The following is a 14944-nucleotide window of genomic DNA, read 5'->3' as shown; positions in this document are numbered from 1 at the left end:
TATCACTCTGCCCCGGGAGGTAAATCGCTCCGGGGCGTTTAATCCGCAGACCGGCCCGGGGGCCGGCCTGCGGTGTGGGAGAGTCGGGGAGGGGCTAGGAACCGAGGTAGTCGGTAATGGCTTTTCCGATGGTCTTGAAGATCCGGACGAACTCCTTCTCGTTCCTTTCCAGCAGGGTGATGCGGAAACCGAGCTCCGGGGTGCAGAAGGACGAGATGGGCACCACGCAGATGCCCGTGGAGGCGAGCAGGTAGTAGACGAAGCGCTTGTCGAGGGAAACCCCGGGCTCGCCGACCAGCCCTTCGACCAGGCTCTTCACCTCGGGGTTTTCGATGGGCAGGCTTTGTCCGCCGGTGAGCTTGCCCCGCTCGAAGACCACGCTCATGTAGAAGGCGCCGTTGGTCCGGTTGGCCTTGATCCCGGGGACCTCCTTGAGGATATCGTAGGCGAGGTTGGAGAACTTCTCGTAGCGTATCTTGCGCTCCTCGAGGTACTTCGGATACTCGGGGTGGCTCATGATCGGAGGGATCGCCTTCTGGGGCAGGGTGGTGGAGCAGACCTCGACCATCTTGGAGTCGAGGATGCTCTGGATGTAGCGCTGGAACATGGGGTCCTTGTCGGCGTTGTAGACCTCGATCCAGCCGCAGCGGGCCCCCGGCCAGGGCAGTTCCTTGCTGATCCCCTTCATGGCGATGGCCGGCACGTCGCCGATCAGGTCGGAGATCGGCTTGGTCGCCTCGCCGTTGTAGACGATGTTGTGGTAGATCTCGTCGCAGATGATGAAGAGGTCGAATTCCCGGGCGATGGCGACCATTTCCTTGAGGATGCGCTCCGGGTAGACGGCGCCGGTGGGGTTGTCGGGATTGATGATGAGGATCCCAGAGATGGCCGGGTTGTACTTCACCGACAGGCGCAGGTCGTCCAGGTCGGGGTACCAGTTGTTGTCCGGGTCGAGGCGGTAGGAGACCGGCTTCTGCCCGGCGTGGGAGGCCTCGCCCGAGGAGTGGGTGGAGTAGGTGGGGGAGGGGCCGATGACCCGGGCTTCCCGGCGCAGCAGGCCGTAGACCTTCTGGATGGCGTCGCCCAGGCCGTTGAAGAAGATGATGTCCTCGGCGGTGATCTGGGCCTTGCCCCGCTTGTTGTTCGCTTCGGCGAGGAACTCGCGCGTCTCGAGCAGGCCCTTGGTGGCGCAGTAGCCGTAGGAACAGTCCTTCATGGCCAGGTCGGCGACGATGGCCTTCATCCATTCGGGGATCTTCTCCCCCTTGGCAATCGGGTCGCCGATATTCTCCATGTTGGTCTTGATCCCGAGGTGCTGGAGCTTTTCGGCGATTTCGACGATGGCCCGGATCTCGTAGGTGAGCTCTCCGGCACCGATGTGTACGATGTTGTTGCGCATGGTTGTTCTCCCCGCTCTCCGATATTGAAGCCGCCGCAAGGGCGCCCGGCCTTCCGGATACGAAAAAGGCCATGGACTCGCCGCCCATGGCCTTTGTTCAAGCAGATCCGGTGAGGGTCACATGGCAAGGAGCCGGGCGCAGAGGCGGCGTACGGGCGCCGCGCTGCTAGCTCGCGCAGCCTCTATCGCCTTGACCTGTCCCTTTTCGAAAATAGCCACGAAACCTCTCTTTGATTTCCTGCGTTTGCTTACCACGGAGTCCGCGCAAAGTCAACGATTACCTTTGTCTTCGCCCGCTCCGGGTAGGTGACGGCCGGGCGGGGCGGCGGCCCGGGCACGGCGCGGGAGAGGTCGTTCCGGGATCTGAAGTTAATGAAAACAAAAGGCTTTTTGACAAAGTTTATCTTTTTGGTTATGGTTGAAAGAGAAAAGGTAAAGAAAGGCGGGTCCGGCAGGTCGAAAAAGGAGTTCGGACATTAAACATGCGATAACGAACGATAAGCACGGCGTTCGGGCGGCGACAGAGATCGGGGTCAGGGAGAAGTCGGACATCGGGGTGAGAGCCCTGAAGGTTGTTTTCCGGGCCTCCGTTGTCCTGACATTTGCGGTGGTTTTTCTGATCGGTGCATGGGCCGTCCTGGCGTTGGTGAGCGCGGCGGTCGGCAGCGGTGGTGTGATGGAACTGATTAAGGGCTGGTTCGGCGCGGTCGGAGGTTAGTCGGAAGGCTTGCCCTGCCTGGATGTTAAACACACACCGCAGAGGCTGTGGATGCGTCTCGGGCTTTTAGAGACGCGGATTCAGACCAGATGCGTACACTCATTTCTCCTCCTTGAACCTGCGGTCTGTGCGCGTGTCCGTTGGACCAGGGTCTTCCTTGTGACAAAAGGGGACTAGGTTTGGGGCTTGTCGAGGAGCAAGGCAACCTCCCCCGTGCCTTTAAGAGCTTAAAATTAAAAGCTTTGTTGCGAAAGAGTTCAAGGCTTCCGCCAGCACTGCGTGAAATTCAGGAGCGTTTCGCCATAGATTGTCACAAGATCTTCTAAATAGGCTGCTTAAAATCCCAAGCTATATTTTCAACCCCCTCCCCGCCAAATAAAAAACAAAACAATTCTGGATGTTTATACTTTAGACTCCCCTTCATGGCATTCCTTTTGCTCCTGTTCATCACAGGTTTATAAACAAAACACTAAATATTCCCCTTCGATAATGGCAAAGCCAGAGTGATCTGGTGACGCAAAGCCACGGGTCCACTATCTGGATGGCCGGGTTACCGAAAAGGGTGCCGCAAAACCTAATTACAAATTAGGAAAGGATAAGTGCGCCCAATTCCATCTGGAATGTGGGCGTTTTTGTTTTTGAAACGAGTATTACGGTAAATGCCCAGTGTTCAACAGCCACTGTGCGATCTTGAAGCCTCGCGTCTGCAAACAAGAGGTTTTAGTAATCATCTGTCACCAAATAGAGACACTATTGGCCCGGATTTCAGGAGAAACTTTGATAGTGAACTTTAAATGAAAAAAATATGTACCTGATTGATTCATAGTCGTTTTTTTGTTTTTGATGGCCATACTAATTGGCTGCGAAAAAATTCGGAATCTTGAAGCGACAACTGTTGTACATAAAATATCGACAATTTAGAGGCAGTCTGCAAAGAAAGTGTTGCTGATAGGCAACATATCTATATTTTTTCTCGAAAAAAGTATCTAAGGATTGTCTATGTGTTTGAAAAATAATGAGAAGTACATTCCTGGTACTGTAATTGCTCTAGGCAGGGGTTTGGTTTTGATATTTGGGAATCACTAAATAAACATAAACGCCCTAAAGGCTGAGTATGTAACCAGAAGGAATGGTTCATTTTTACATAGAATTCAAAAAACCAACAGGAGGTGTTTTCATGTTTTCATTTTTTCAAGATGGCGGACTTTTTATGTATGTAATTTTAACGGTCTCTATTATCTCTCTTGCTCTGTTTTGCGAGAGAGCGAGCTTTCTGTTCTTCCGGCTAAAACTCAATACCGACAAGGCCTATCAAAAGATCTTATTGGCCCTTGAAAGCCTGAATTACAGTGCCGCGCTGGAAGAATGCGCCAAGATCGAAAAACACCCGCTGGGCCGGATTCTGAAGGCGGGATTATTGAAATCGGACAAACGCGATAAAGACATCGAACTGGCGATGGAAGAGAAGATCATGGGGGAAATCCCCCTGGTCAAAGCGCGCATCAACTACCTGACCATGTTCGCCAACATCTCCACCCTGCTGGGCCTGCTTGGGACGATCATCGGTCTTATCACCGCATTCCAGGGGGTCAGCAGCGCCTCGGAAGCGGCCAAGCAGGAAATTCTCGCAGCCGGTATCTCCGTTGCCATGCTGACGACCGCTTTCGGCCTGATCGTGGCCATCCCCTGCCTGGTCGGGTTCTACGTCCTCAACAACCGGGGTGATCACCTGATCGAAAAGTTCGAGGAAAAGGCCCTCGGCCTGCTCAACACCCTCTCTGCTCTGAAAAGAGAAAAGGACCTGGAATGTCAAGGCTAGCCAGGAGAAGACAGAAGGTGGAGCAGGACGTCGACATCGACATGGTCCCGGTAATGAACATGTTCCTGGTGCTGATCCCCTTCCTGCTGATGTCGGCCAGCTTCCTTCACCTCAAGGCGATCAACACCTCGGTTCCGGTTCGGGCCGAGACGGTGAGCGAGGCGGCCCCGGAGCAGAAGGTCAAGGTCACGGTGATCGTCGAGCTGGGGGAAGGCGGCATCAAGATGTCCGCCCTGGCCGACGAACTGGATGCCGGCACCCTGGAGCGGCTCGATGCCACCATCGAGAAGTCGAAGGACCAGGAATACGCCTTTGGCCAGATGGTCGGCCACTTGGAGCAGATCAAGAGCCGATACCCCGCGAGCGACACCATTATCGTGATACCGGAGGACAGCGTCCGTTACCACGCCATCATCGAGACCATGGATGCCGCCAGGTATTCCGAGGAGACGCCGCTCTTCCCGAAGGTGGTGTTGTCCGAGCGGGTCGGGTAGGGAGCGCACATGGCACTGGGACAGATCGGACGGCGCTCCAGGCAGGGGACGGTGACGCCGAGGCTGCAAATCACCGCGATGATGGACATGTTCACCATCATCATGATTTTCCTCCTCGTCTCCTTCTCGAGCACCCCCGAGACATTGCAGCTCGACCAAAGCCTGGAGTTGCCGAAGTCGGCGGCCAAACTCGATTACACCAAGAACATCAAGCTGGTCATGACCCAAACGAGTCTTCAGCTGGAGGGCGAGGTGGTGGCCACCCTGGACGGGGAAACCATTCAGGGCCTCGATTCGCACAAGCCGCAATCATCGAGCCTTTACCAGCGGCTCAAGGAGTACCGGGAGAAAGCCGACGCGGAAGCGGCGGCGGAGACGGGGCCGGACGAGGTCCAAAACCACCTCCTTTTTCTGTGCGACCGGCGGCACTCCTTCAAAACCATCAACAGCATCATCAAAACGGCTGGCATGGCAGGCTATCCCAACCTGCAGTTCGCGGTTCTGGAGAAATGAAAGCCATGAGGGAGACGACGAAGAAGCGATGGCTGCCGATCCTTGCCCTGGTCCTGGCCGCACAACTGCTGGCCCCGGCCTGGCCGGGCAATCGGGCCTGGGGCGAAGAGGGAAAAGACGGCAAGGGGGAGGCGCTTCTCAGTCGCATCGACTTCGGCAATGCTTATGTCATGGGCCAGTCGATCAAGTCCGGGGCGGTCTACCTGCTCAACCGCAAGAAAAGCGACATCCAAAGCATGCTCGACTGTCGCCGGGATTACCGGCGGGAGATCCGGGAGGATGCCGAGGTGGTGGACACCACCCGGGAGCGCTTTTCCCGGCGGTGAGAAGGCCGGATAAAGGACTTTCCCTTCTGTCGAATGCAACTGAAATCTGATTTTATCCCGGGGCAATGACGATGAACCGATCATCAGCGAAGAAAGAAGAGGCTTCGGCCGCCAAGCCGGCGGGCGGAGGCCAGGACGGACCCGGTTCGCTTGCCGGGGTTGTGGCGCAGTTTTTCGTTTTTGAAAGAGAGGATTATCTCGGCTGGGACTGTTTCGACAAGGCCACGGTGGTCATCGGCAAGGGGCCGGGCGCCGACTTGGTTCTGCACGATCCCCGTATTGCCGACATTCAGGTGGTGGTTCGGGTCGAGGATGCCCGGGTCATTATCCATGACCCGACCGAAAGCGGGCTAGCCCGGGTCAATGACGAGGCGGTCACCACCTGTCTGCTGGGCCCTCTGGATGCCATACGGATCGGCCGTTACACCATTAAGGTCAGGCTGAAACCGATCAAGCGCAAGGCCACCCGGCTTCAACCCGTGGAGCGGGAGACCGAAGGGCGGAAAAAGGTTGATCCGAACACAGAGGCCGGCCCGGGCGTTTCAAAGAGGAGAGGGGATGATATCCCGCCGGCCCCCGCAACCTCCCAAGAGGTCCAGACTGTTGACGCCGGGGAGAGGGAAGAGGTCGTCGATTCCCCCGAGACGTCTTCCCTTCCCCGGGTTCTGAGGTCCTGGCAAGCCCGTAAGGCGAAGAGGGCGAAAAAGCCCCAACCGGCCAAGAAGCCGGCAAGCGCCGATGAAGCTCAAGAACCTTTGGCCGGGAGGGAAACCTACACGAGGCCCGGGTCGCAGGAAACTCTGCGTCCGCCCCGGGCACCTGAAGGACCGGAACTTCCACCGAGCCAGGAGGACCCGGAGATTCTGGAATGCCTGCAGACTCTGACCGGGGGGGGGGCGGACACACCGGCCGAAGCCGGCAAACCCGTTGATGAGAGCGGAGGTAAGGAAGAAAGGGGCGCTCCTGAAGATCCCCGGGGATTGCACGCTCCTTCCGCGCCCAGGCCCCTCGATGCTCCGCGGGCCACCCGGCAGCCGGCCAACGGCGAAAGCCCGGCGACCCCCGGGGCCGTCCCTTCGACCTCCTGGCTGGGCAGCCCCCACCTCGACCGGGAAGAGGACGACGAAGAGGAGCGCGAGGACGTCGAGGCCGATTTCTCCCTGCGGGACAAGCTGACCGCGGAGGCGGGCCGGGACCAGGGTCGGGATCAGCGGCAGCCTGTCCTCCAGGTCATCCGAACGCGCCGCGACCAGGTGGTGGATATCCGCTATCTCGGCCCCAAAGACAAATACCTGGCCCGGGGACAGCGCCGTCCCTTCTGTATTGCCGAAAACGGCGGCGAGGAGGGTTCCTTCGTCTTTTTCGACCAGGAACAGTCCGTCGCCAAAATTCTGCGGGACGGGCAACAGCCCCTGGAGGGCGATCGGCTGTGCGTCCCGGCCAACCGGGCCGGCCGACTCCGCAAAGTCTTCAGGGCGCCGGTCCCGGTGCACGGTCGGGCGGTCGTCGCTCATGGCGGGGACGAATATCTGATCCGCCGGACCTTCGCCCGTCCGAGTCCGCGTGTCGCCGATGCGCCCCGGTCCGGGGGCAACGTGCTGCGCACCCTGGCGACGTCCACCCTGTTCCACCTTTTCGTGCTGCTACTGGCCGGCATGTTCGTTTCCCTGCCCGGCACCGACCGGCTCGAGCCGCCCGAGGCCCGTTTCGTTCAGATCGACGCCCGCCGGCTCGAACCGCCGAAGAAGCCGCCGGTGGAAAAGAAGCTCGCCGAGGTCAAGCCGAAGCCGAAAAAGAAGCCGCCGGTCAAAACGGTCCGGAAAGCCAGCCCGAAAAAGACCAAGGTGGCGAGCAAGAAGGCGGCGCCGCCCCAAACCAGGCAGGTGGCCAAGGCCGCTCCCGCCTCGTCGCCCCAAGCAGGCAATGCCCTGAACCGCAATATCAAGAAGGAAGGGATTCTCGGCGCCCTCGGCATTTCCGACGGGGTCCAGGCCGGGGCCAAGGAAGCCCTGGCCGCGGTGACCAATATCGCCGCCGTCTCCACCTCCCACGCCAGCGAGGGCACCCTCAAGGTCGGCGGCATCACGGGGAAACTGGGCAGCTCGAAAATCGAAATCCCCAAGATGGGACTGGTGAACACCCGGGGGGCGACCCAGGTCGTGGCGAGCGCCGGCATCGCGGCCCTGGACAAGGGCCGGACCGGCCGGAACCAGGTCATGGCCATGGTCTCGGCCGACCTCAAGGCCCCGGTTCAGATCCAGGGCGGCATGAGCCGCGAGGAAGTCAAGAAGGTCATCGACGCCCACATGGACGAAATCAGCTACTGCTACGAAACGGCCCTGATCGAAGATCCGGCCCTGATGGGCAAGATGGCCTTCGAGTGGCGGATCCTGACCGACGGCGCGGTGGGAGAGGTGCGGATCAAGTCCTCCTCCGTCCGCTCCGACAGCCTCCATGCCTGCATCAAGCGTTCGATCAAGTCGTGGGATTTTCCCGAACCCAGGGGGGCCGAGGTCATGGTCTCCTATCCCTTTATTTTCGACGTCGTCGGTTTTTAAGGAGTTTGAATTCGATGAAACACAGGACCGTTTCCTTCATCATTCTTTTGTCGCTGCTGTTCGGAGCCCCGGCCGCACTCGCCCAGTCGCCCGACGAGGATGAACCGGTCTACGCCATCCAGAACCGGATCTTCGACCGCCATCACGAAATCGGTCTCGCCGCCGGCTTCGTTCCCAACGACGACTATTTTTACGCCTACCCCCTTGGGTTCAATTACATCTTCAACCTCGACGAGCACCTGGCATGGGAAGTGGTGCGGGGGCAATGGATCTTCAACAACGAAAAGGACGTCAAGAGCGACCTGGAAGACGATTTCGGCGTGACCCCGACCGAGTTCGACGAGTTGAATTTCACCGTCCACAGCAACCTGATCTGGAAGCCCTCCTACGGCAAGGACGCCCTCTGGAACAAAAAGGTCGTCAACCATGAAACCTACCTGCTGGCAGGGGCCGGCCTGGTCAATTACGACCGGAAGAGCAGCAGCGGCGAGCAGACCAGCGAAAACGCCCTTTCCCTCAGTTTCGGTCTCGGCCGCAAGTATTTTCTGAACGAGAAATTCTGCGTCAACCTGGAGTTTCGGGACCTGCTCAACTTCAAGGAGGACGGCACCGACAACCTGGTCTATCTCGGGGTGGGCCTGGGATACCGTTTCGACCTGGCGCCCCGCCAGCCGGTGCAGAAAACCTCGGTCGACAACTTCAAGCGATACCTGAGAGCCAATGACCAAGACAAATAAAATAGTATCGGCTGTTTTTCTGGCCGTCTTCCTTTTCGGGACGGCCCCCAGCGGCGAGGCCGGCATCTTTGACCTTTTTCGCGGGAAGCCCCGGCCGGGGCCGTCGGTCGCGGCCGCGGCGGAGGCCGGAGCGCCGGTCGGCGAGGATGCGTTCAGCCGCGGTTACGAGCTGTTCAGCCGGAAGGACTACCGGGCCGCCATCCCCCACCTTTACCGCTATCTGCAAAATCACAGCTTCGACGACGAGGACTACGAATGGGCCCTCTTCTTCTTCGGACTGAGCCTGCACGAGACCGGGCTCTCCCATGCCGCCGTCGACACCCTGTCCCACCTGGTGACCAAGAAGCCCAACGCCAAGATCGTTTCCTACTCCCTGGAGCTGCTGGAGCGGATCGCCCGCACCCGGCCCTTCGACCGGGAGGAGGTGGTGCTGAACGTGCTCAGCGGCCAGGAGCTCGGCTTCGTCGACGACGAGTTGCAGAACTTCATCAACTACTACCAGGGGATCTACGACTGGGAACACGGCTACACGGAGTGGGGCAGCGAGCATCTGGAGCGGATCCGGCCGGGCAGCCATTACTACTACAAATACCTTTTCCAGAAAGCCCTTCGCCGGATCTATGCCGACCGTCTCGACGAGGCCGAGGCCCTGCTGTCGGAGATTCTTGGTGCCGATTCGGCGCCCCCGGAGGAGAAGGACGAGGCCCGGGTCACCCTGGCCCGCATCCTGTTCGAACAGGACCGTTTCGAGGAGGCCTTTCTGGTCTACCAGGACCTCGAAAAGCCGAACGTGGAGCAGGCCAAATACCTCATGGAACGGGCCTGGGCCCAGTACCGCCTCGGCCGCCCGGAAAAGGCCATGGGCCTGCTCTACGCCTTCGAGGCCCCCGGTTTCTGGCGCCATTTCACCCCCGAGTTCTTCATCCTCAAATCGTTCATCTACAAAGACGTCTGCCACTACAACCGGGCCATGAACGTGGTCGAGGATTTCCACGAGCGCTACGGCGACGCCCTCGATTTCATCTACGGCCGGGGCGACGTGGCCGAGAACAGCGAACTGCTGACCGTGATGATGGAAAAGCGCACCGTCAAAACCCTTTACCGCTTTCTGCGCCTGCTCGAGCGGGAGCGGACCGCCGCGGGCGCGCTGGAGGACCCGGAGCTGCGGCAGCACCTGGAGAAAATCTACGCCCTGCAGACCGAAGAGACGTCTCGGCGCCTGCAGGAGCACGTTGAGCGCGAGTACGAGAGCCTGGCCGAGAGCCTGCTCCGCTACGAGGAAGAGGCTCACCTGCTGGAGTACGAGATCGGCCTGGACATGTACCAGCGGGTCTCCGATTACCACTACCGCGACCAGGGGCAGTCGGTTGGCGGTGAGGAAAAGGTCGTGGCCTTCGCTTTCCAGGGGGAATTCTGGAACGACGAACTGGACGATTTCGAGGTCGTGCTGGAGAACCGGTGCGACTCCCTGGAAGAATGGGACATCTTTTTCAAATGATAAGACAACGCACTCCGAAGATCCTGCTGGCCCTTCTGCTGGCCCTGCCGCTGCTTCTCCTTCTGCCGCACCCGGCTGCCGCTGGCCTGGACGAGGCGGCCGCCACCTACGAGCTGCGCAGCGAGGAAAAGGCCCGGGAGCAGGAGCGGTTTCTGCAGCGCCTGAAGCAGGACAAGACCAAGATCGACCTGGCCATCGAAAACACCAAGTCGCTCATCGACAAATCGCGGCAGCGGCCCTACCTGCCCGAACTCTACCTGCGGCTGGCCGAACTCTACATCGAGAAGTCCCGGACCGTCTACTTCATCCGCAAGGCCGAACTGCCCGAGGGGGGCAAGTCCCTCAACCATCTCGAATCGAACACCCTGAAGAAGCAGGCTCTCGAGGTCTACCAGCGGATCCTGAGCAACTTCCCCGAATTCAAATACCGGCCCAAGGTCCATTTCTTCATGGCCCACGAGTTCCGGGAACTGGGGCAGATTGACGAGATGCTCCAGGAGTACAAAACCATTATCAGGAAGTACCCCGCCAGCGCCTATGCCGCCGAGTCCTACCTGCTGCTCGGCGACCACTTTTTCACCCAGCAGGAACTCGACCTGGCCAAACGGCACTACCAGGCGGTGCTCGGCTTCAGCGGCAGTCCGGCCCTGGCCATCGCCCGCTACAAGCTGGCCTGGTGCTACATCAACGAGGCCGACTACGGCCAGGCCCTGGAGCTCTTCGAGGCGGCGGTCAAAACCGCCGGGGCCGAGCAGGACGTCGATATCGACACCTATCGCAAGGTCGACATCAAGCTGGAGTCCCTCATCGACCTGGCCTTCTGCTATGTCGAGCAGTACAAGGAGAAATCGCCCCGGGAGGCGCTCGACTATTTCGAAACCCTGAGCTGGTCCCGGCCGGTCTACATGGTGGCCCTGGAAAAACTGGCCTACCGCTATTTCATCAAAAAGAAGTGGCAGCACTAGGGCGCGATCTACCGGACCCTCGCGGCCCTGGAGAACGACCCGGAAAAGCTCCTTCTCTACGCCGGGCGGGTCTTCGAGTGCGTTCGGGCCATCGGCACCTTCGAACATGCCGACCGGGATATGGCCCTGATCGTCAAGGCCCTGGAGACGCAGAAGTATTCGACTCACATCGCCGACGAGGTCAAGGAGAAGAACGCCCACGAATACGAACTCTACGCCCGGGACATCGTCACCCACCTCCACCAGAAGGCCCTGAAGGGCAAGTCGGCCGAGGGATTCCGCCTCGCCGCCGCCGCTTATCGCAACTACCTCGACTTTTTCGACGCCAGCGAGGCGTACGACGAGATGGCGATGAACTACGCCGAGACCCTCTTCTCGGCCGAGGACTACCTGGAGGCCGGCAAGCAGTTCGAGACGTTGGCCGGCAGCCGGGTGCGCTCGGAGCGGGAGCGCCGGGACGGCCTCTACAGCGCCGTCCTTTCCTACTACCTGGCCCTGAAAAACACCGAGGACCTGAGCGCCTACGAGAAGGTCTACGCCCGCAGCGGCCTGCGCGCCGTCGGCAAGACCTACACGGCCGAGTACCCCCGGGCCGACAAGGTCCCCAACGTTCTGTTCAACGTGGCCTGGGTCGCCTACAACGAGGGCAAGTACGGGGTCGCCATCGACGAGTTCTCCCGCTTCGTGACCGCCTACCCGCAGTCGGCCGAAGCGAAGGCGGCGGTTCACCTGATTCTCGACGCCTACAACCTGACCGAAGATTACGAGGGCCTTGTGGCCTTCGGCCGGGGGGTGCTGAAAAACGGCGCCCTGGACCGGGACCTGAAGGCCGAGGTCGCCGGAATCGTCCAGGCCTCCGAGTCCAAGGTGCTCAATCCCCTGGCGCTGGCGGCGGTGGAGAACTGGGACCAGGGCAAGAAGGGCCTGATCGCCTTCGCCGAAAAGCACCAGTCCTCCTCCCTCGGCGAGCAGGCGCTGCAGGCGGTGGTCGCCTCCAGCTCCGAGCTGCGGGACCTGCCGACCCTGTTCGGGGCGGCCGACGACCTGCTGCGGAAATATCCCCAGTCGTCCAAGGTGGAGGAAACCCTCAACCTGGTCATCGAGACCTGTCTCAACGCCTCCCAGTTCCGCCGGCTCGCCGCGTCCCTGGAGGAGTTCGCCCGGCGCCTGCCCCGGCATGCCAGCAGCGCCGATTTCCTCTACCAGGCGGCCCAGATCCGCCAGGGGCTGGGGCAGTATCGGCTGGCCAACGCCGACTACGCCCAGCTGCTCGCCGGCACCTCGGCCAAGTACCGGGACAAGGTGGAGATCGTCTGGACCCTGGTCGAAAACAACCTGAAGCTCGGTGACGACCGGGGCGCCCTGCGGCTCCTCCTGGAACGCGAGGGCAAGCTGCAGGGGACGTCCCGAACCAGAGCCCAGGCCACCATCGCCGAACTCTATCGCCAGGGCGGCGACGGCCAGGGTGCCGCTAAGTTCCGGAAAGCGGCCCGGATAGGCTTCGAGAAGAACGGCGGCGATCAGGATCCGGCGATGAAAGACGCTCTGGCCGGGATGGAATTCGGCTTTCTGGCGGGGCAGTACCGGGACTACATGGACCTGCAGCTAGGGGGAAGCATCGACGACGCGATCGTCCGCCGGAAGGGGGATCTCCTCGGTTCCCTGCTCAAGGGCTACCACAAGGTCATGAAGCTGCAGAGCCCCGAGTACGCCCTGGCCGCCTGCAACCGGGCCTGCGAGGTCAACCACGAATTCGCCCGATTCCTCCGGGGCGCCCCCCTGCCCGAGTTGACGCCGGAACAGCAGGAGCAGTATGCCGGCATCGTCGCCGAAAAGGCCGCCGGCTACGAGGAGAAGGGGGACGACTACCTGCAGAACGCCATCGAAATGGCCCGCAAATGGGAGATCTGCGACGCCGATCTGGCCGCCTATTTCCGCCGGAACGGCGGGGGCGGGCAGGCGGCGGCCCCGACCGTCGAGACCGGCCCGGAATGGCTGGCCGATCCCGGCCTGAAGGGGCTCCACCTGCAGGCCCTGGAGAAACCGGGCGATCCCGGCCGTCTGCAGGCGCTGGCGGTCCGGTACCTGAAGAGGGGCGACTACCGCCATGCCATCCTGATCGCCCAGAGGGCCCTGGAGGGGGCGGGCGACGACGATCCCGCCGGCAAGGCCTCCCTGTACAACACCCTGGGGGTGGCCTACCTGTACTGCAACGAGGACCAGATCGCCAAGGACGCCTTCCACAAGGCCATCGCCTGTCAGGCCGACCACCGGGCGGCGCGGGTGAACCTGGCCGGTATCTACCAATACTACGAGCATATGGGCAAGGCCCGGACGATTTACATGGACCTGGGCGTGAGCATGCCCTCCGCGCCGAACGATGAACTGATCCACCCGAGATCCAGGGAGTACTACCATGCCTTCAATCGATTCGCTCAGCAATAATCCAGGTTCCCGGCTGCGGATTCTGCCCCTGCTGCTGTGCCTTCTCCTTTGCGCCTGCGGGGGGGGCGGGGGGGGCGAATCGGATCCGCCCGGATCGGATGCCCCCGATCCGGCGGCCTGGGAGCAGACGCCCCTGCTGCCGGTGGCGGCGGCGGGCCTGACGGTCCCCTCGGTGGCAGCCGCCCCGGCCGGCGACGGCCAGGTCCACATCGCCTACTTCGAGGGCACCGGTCTCGCCGAGCGGCCCCACGGGGTCACCTACCTGAAATTCGATCCCGAGGCCGCATATAGGGATGGCGGATCGGACCTCGCGGGGGAACGGGTGGCGGCGGTCGATACGGGCAACGGCCTGAGCCTCGCCGCCGGTGCCGGCGGCGAACCGGTCCTCCTTTACCAGGGGGGGCAGGCCCGGCAGTGCGGCAACGCCCAGCAATCCGACGCCATGTTCAGCCTCCCGGCGGGGGGCGGGTGGCAGGAGTACACAGCGGCCATCGGCGAGAACCCCCGCAACCCGGTCTTCCAGGACGGCCTCGCCGGGGCCGGGATGGCGGCGGCGGTGGACGGCCAGGGTCTGCTCCACGCCGTCTACCAGTTCTACTACGAAGGGTGCGACGCCATGAACTTCCGCTACCCGGACCTGCGCTACGTGCTGATCGACCCGGCCAACCCGAGTGCCCCGGGGCTCGAAGAGACGGTCGAGGGCAATGATTACGAGGAAAATAACGAACAGATCAACGTGGGCGACCACGCCGCTGTCGTTCTCGACGGCGCCGGCAACCCCGCGGTCTTCTACTACGCCGAACTGTCCGACGGAACCCGGGGGTTGCGGGCGGCCCGCAAGGTCGACGGCGAATGGGTCCGGGAGTGGGTCGAGACAGGCTGCGCGGTGGGCGGGGTCAGCGCCGCCTGGTCCGAAGTCGAAAACCGGGTAGTGGCGGCCTATTACGTCAAGGACTACGACGACGGCCGGGACGACGAGGACTGCCTGCGCTATGCCAGGGAGGGGGACACCGGCTGGACGACCGAGACCGTCGACGACAGCCGCCGGGTCGGGGCCGACTGCAGCCTCGGTTTCGACGGTGCCGGGCAGCCGCTGATCGCCTACCGGGAGATGGCGTCCCACGCCGGCTACTCCTTCCAGGACCTGAAGCTGGCCCGTCTCGACGGTTCGGCCTGGAGCCGGGAGACGGTGGCGACGGCCGGGGACATCGGCTACTTCAACAGCGTGTGGGCCGACGAACAGGACAGGGTCGTCATCGCGAGCTACTCCNNGGGGGGCAAAACCGAAACCCCTGTCTCACGCAAAGCCGCAAAGACGCAAAGAAAAGCGACAAAATCGCGGCTTATGGTTTTCCTTTGCGCCCTTTGCGTCTTTGAGTGATGAAATGGTCTCCCCTCGCTACCTACTTCGGCGTCGATGCGCCATGATGGAGAGAGAGAAACTTTCCATCAACGAGGAGCGAGAGGAGACC

General features: G+C 61.3%; 11 protein-coding genes and 1 riboswitch. Of the genes, 10 read left to right on the top strand and 1 reads right to left on the bottom strand.

Annotation, left to right across the window (positions count from 1 at the left end; translation table 11 throughout):
• Positions 1–94 precede the first annotated feature (94 nt).
• Positions 95–1399: a pyridoxal phosphate-dependent aminotransferase gene (locus tag C0617_RS11870; RefSeq protein WP_291317245.1), complete on the bottom strand. Its 1305-nt coding sequence runs from the start codon at positions 1397–1399 to the stop codon at positions 95–97.
• 556 nt (positions 1400–1955) lie between these two features.
• On the opposite strand from C0617_RS11870, the gene C0617_RS11865 reads away from it, so the two are divergent.
• From C0617_RS11865 to C0617_RS11820, 10 genes are all read left to right on the top strand, one after another.
• Complete coding sequence (locus tag C0617_RS11865) at positions 1956–2117, top strand: hypothetical protein (RefSeq protein ID WP_291317244.1); 162 nt, start codon at positions 1956–1958, stop codon at positions 2115–2117.
• A 481-nt stretch (positions 2118–2598) separates the two neighbouring features.
• Positions 2599–2675: riboswitch (cyclic di-GMP riboswitch) on the top strand.
• A gap of 619 nt (positions 2676–3294) precedes the next feature.
• Entirely contained in the window at positions 3295–3936 is a 642-nt protein-coding gene (locus C0617_RS11860) for a MotA/TolQ/ExbB proton channel family protein (RefSeq protein WP_291317243.1), read from the top strand.
• Between the two features lie 17 nt (positions 3937–3953).
• Positions 3954–4430 carry a biopolymer transporter ExbD gene (locus C0617_RS11855; protein WP_291317242.1) on the top strand — a complete coding sequence of 159 codons (477 nt, stop codon included), beginning with the start codon at positions 3954–3956 and terminating at the stop codon, positions 4428–4430.
• Positions 4431–4439: 9 nt separating this feature from the next.
• Complete coding sequence (locus C0617_RS11850) at positions 4440–4943, top strand: biopolymer transporter ExbD (protein ID WP_291317241.1); 504 nt, start codon at positions 4440–4442, stop codon at positions 4941–4943.
• Positions 4944–4948: 5 nt separating this feature from the next.
• Positions 4949–5269: a hypothetical protein gene (locus C0617_RS11845; RefSeq protein WP_291317240.1), complete on the top strand. Its 321-nt coding sequence runs from the start codon at positions 4949–4951 to the stop codon at positions 5267–5269.
• A gap of 71 nt (positions 5270–5340) precedes the next feature.
• Complete coding sequence (locus C0617_RS11840) at positions 5341–7827, top strand: AgmX/PglI C-terminal domain-containing protein (RefSeq protein ID WP_291317239.1); 2487 nt, start codon at positions 5341–5343, stop codon at positions 7825–7827.
• Between the two features lie 14 nt (positions 7828–7841).
• Positions 7842–8564: an outer membrane beta-barrel domain-containing protein gene (locus tag C0617_RS11835; protein WP_291317238.1), complete on the top strand. Its 723-nt coding sequence runs from the start codon at positions 7842–7844 to the stop codon at positions 8562–8564.
• Positions 8548–10062, top strand: coding sequence for a hypothetical protein (locus C0617_RS11830; RefSeq protein ID WP_291317237.1), 1515 nt, complete (start codon positions 8548–8550; stop codon positions 10060–10062). Before C0617_RS11835 ends, C0617_RS11830 begins: the two co-directional genes overlap by 17 nt.
• Positions 10059–11027, top strand: coding sequence for a tetratricopeptide repeat protein (locus C0617_RS11825; protein ID WP_291317236.1), 969 nt, complete (start codon positions 10059–10061; stop codon positions 11025–11027). The genes C0617_RS11830 and C0617_RS11825 overlap by 4 nt, the downstream gene beginning before the upstream one ends.
• A gap of 120 nt (positions 11028–11147) precedes the next feature.
• A complete protein-coding gene (locus C0617_RS11820; RefSeq protein WP_291317235.1) occupies positions 11148–13472 on the top strand; it encodes a hypothetical protein in 2325 nt (774 codons plus the stop codon).
• Positions 13473–14944: the final 1472 nt, after the last annotated feature.

This window comes from Desulfuromonas sp. (genome assembly GCF_002868845.1).
Classification (GTDB): domain Bacteria; phylum Desulfobacterota; class Desulfuromonadia; order Desulfuromonadales; family BM501; genus BM501.
This window is presented reverse-complemented; position numbering and strand designations above follow the sequence as displayed.

What these genes read in the sequence shown, in the direction of transcription:
- C0617_RS11870 (WP_291317245.1), bottom strand. Translation starts at nt 1,399, where the DNA reads ATGCGCAACAACATCGTACACATCGGTGCCGGAGAGCTCACCTACGAG.
- C0617_RS11860 (WP_291317243.1), top strand. Translation starts at nt 3,295, where the DNA reads ATGTTTTCATTTTTTCAAGATGGCGGACTTTTTATGTATGTAATTTTA.
- C0617_RS11850 (WP_291317241.1), top strand. Translation starts at nt 4,440, where the DNA reads ATGGCACTGGGACAGATCGGACGGCGCTCCAGGCAGGGGACGGTGACG.
- C0617_RS11845 (WP_291317240.1), top strand. Translation starts at nt 4,949, where the DNA reads ATGAGGGAGACGACGAAGAAGCGATGGCTGCCGATCCTTGCCCTGGTC.
- C0617_RS11840 (WP_291317239.1), top strand. Translation starts at nt 5,341, where the DNA reads ATGAACCGATCATCAGCGAAGAAAGAAGAGGCTTCGGCCGCCAAGCCG.
- C0617_RS11835 (WP_291317238.1), top strand. Translation starts at nt 7,842, where the DNA reads ATGAAACACAGGACCGTTTCCTTCATCATTCTTTTGTCGCTGCTGTTC.
- C0617_RS11830 (WP_291317237.1), top strand. Translation starts at nt 8,548, where the DNA reads ATGACCAAGACAAATAAAATAGTATCGGCTGTTTTTCTGGCCGTCTTC.
- C0617_RS11825 (WP_291317236.1), top strand. Translation starts at nt 10,059, where the DNA reads ATGATAAGACAACGCACTCCGAAGATCCTGCTGGCCCTTCTGCTGGCC.
- C0617_RS11820 (WP_291317235.1), top strand. Translation starts at nt 11,148, where the DNA reads ATGGCCCTGATCGTCAAGGCCCTGGAGACGCAGAAGTATTCGACTCAC.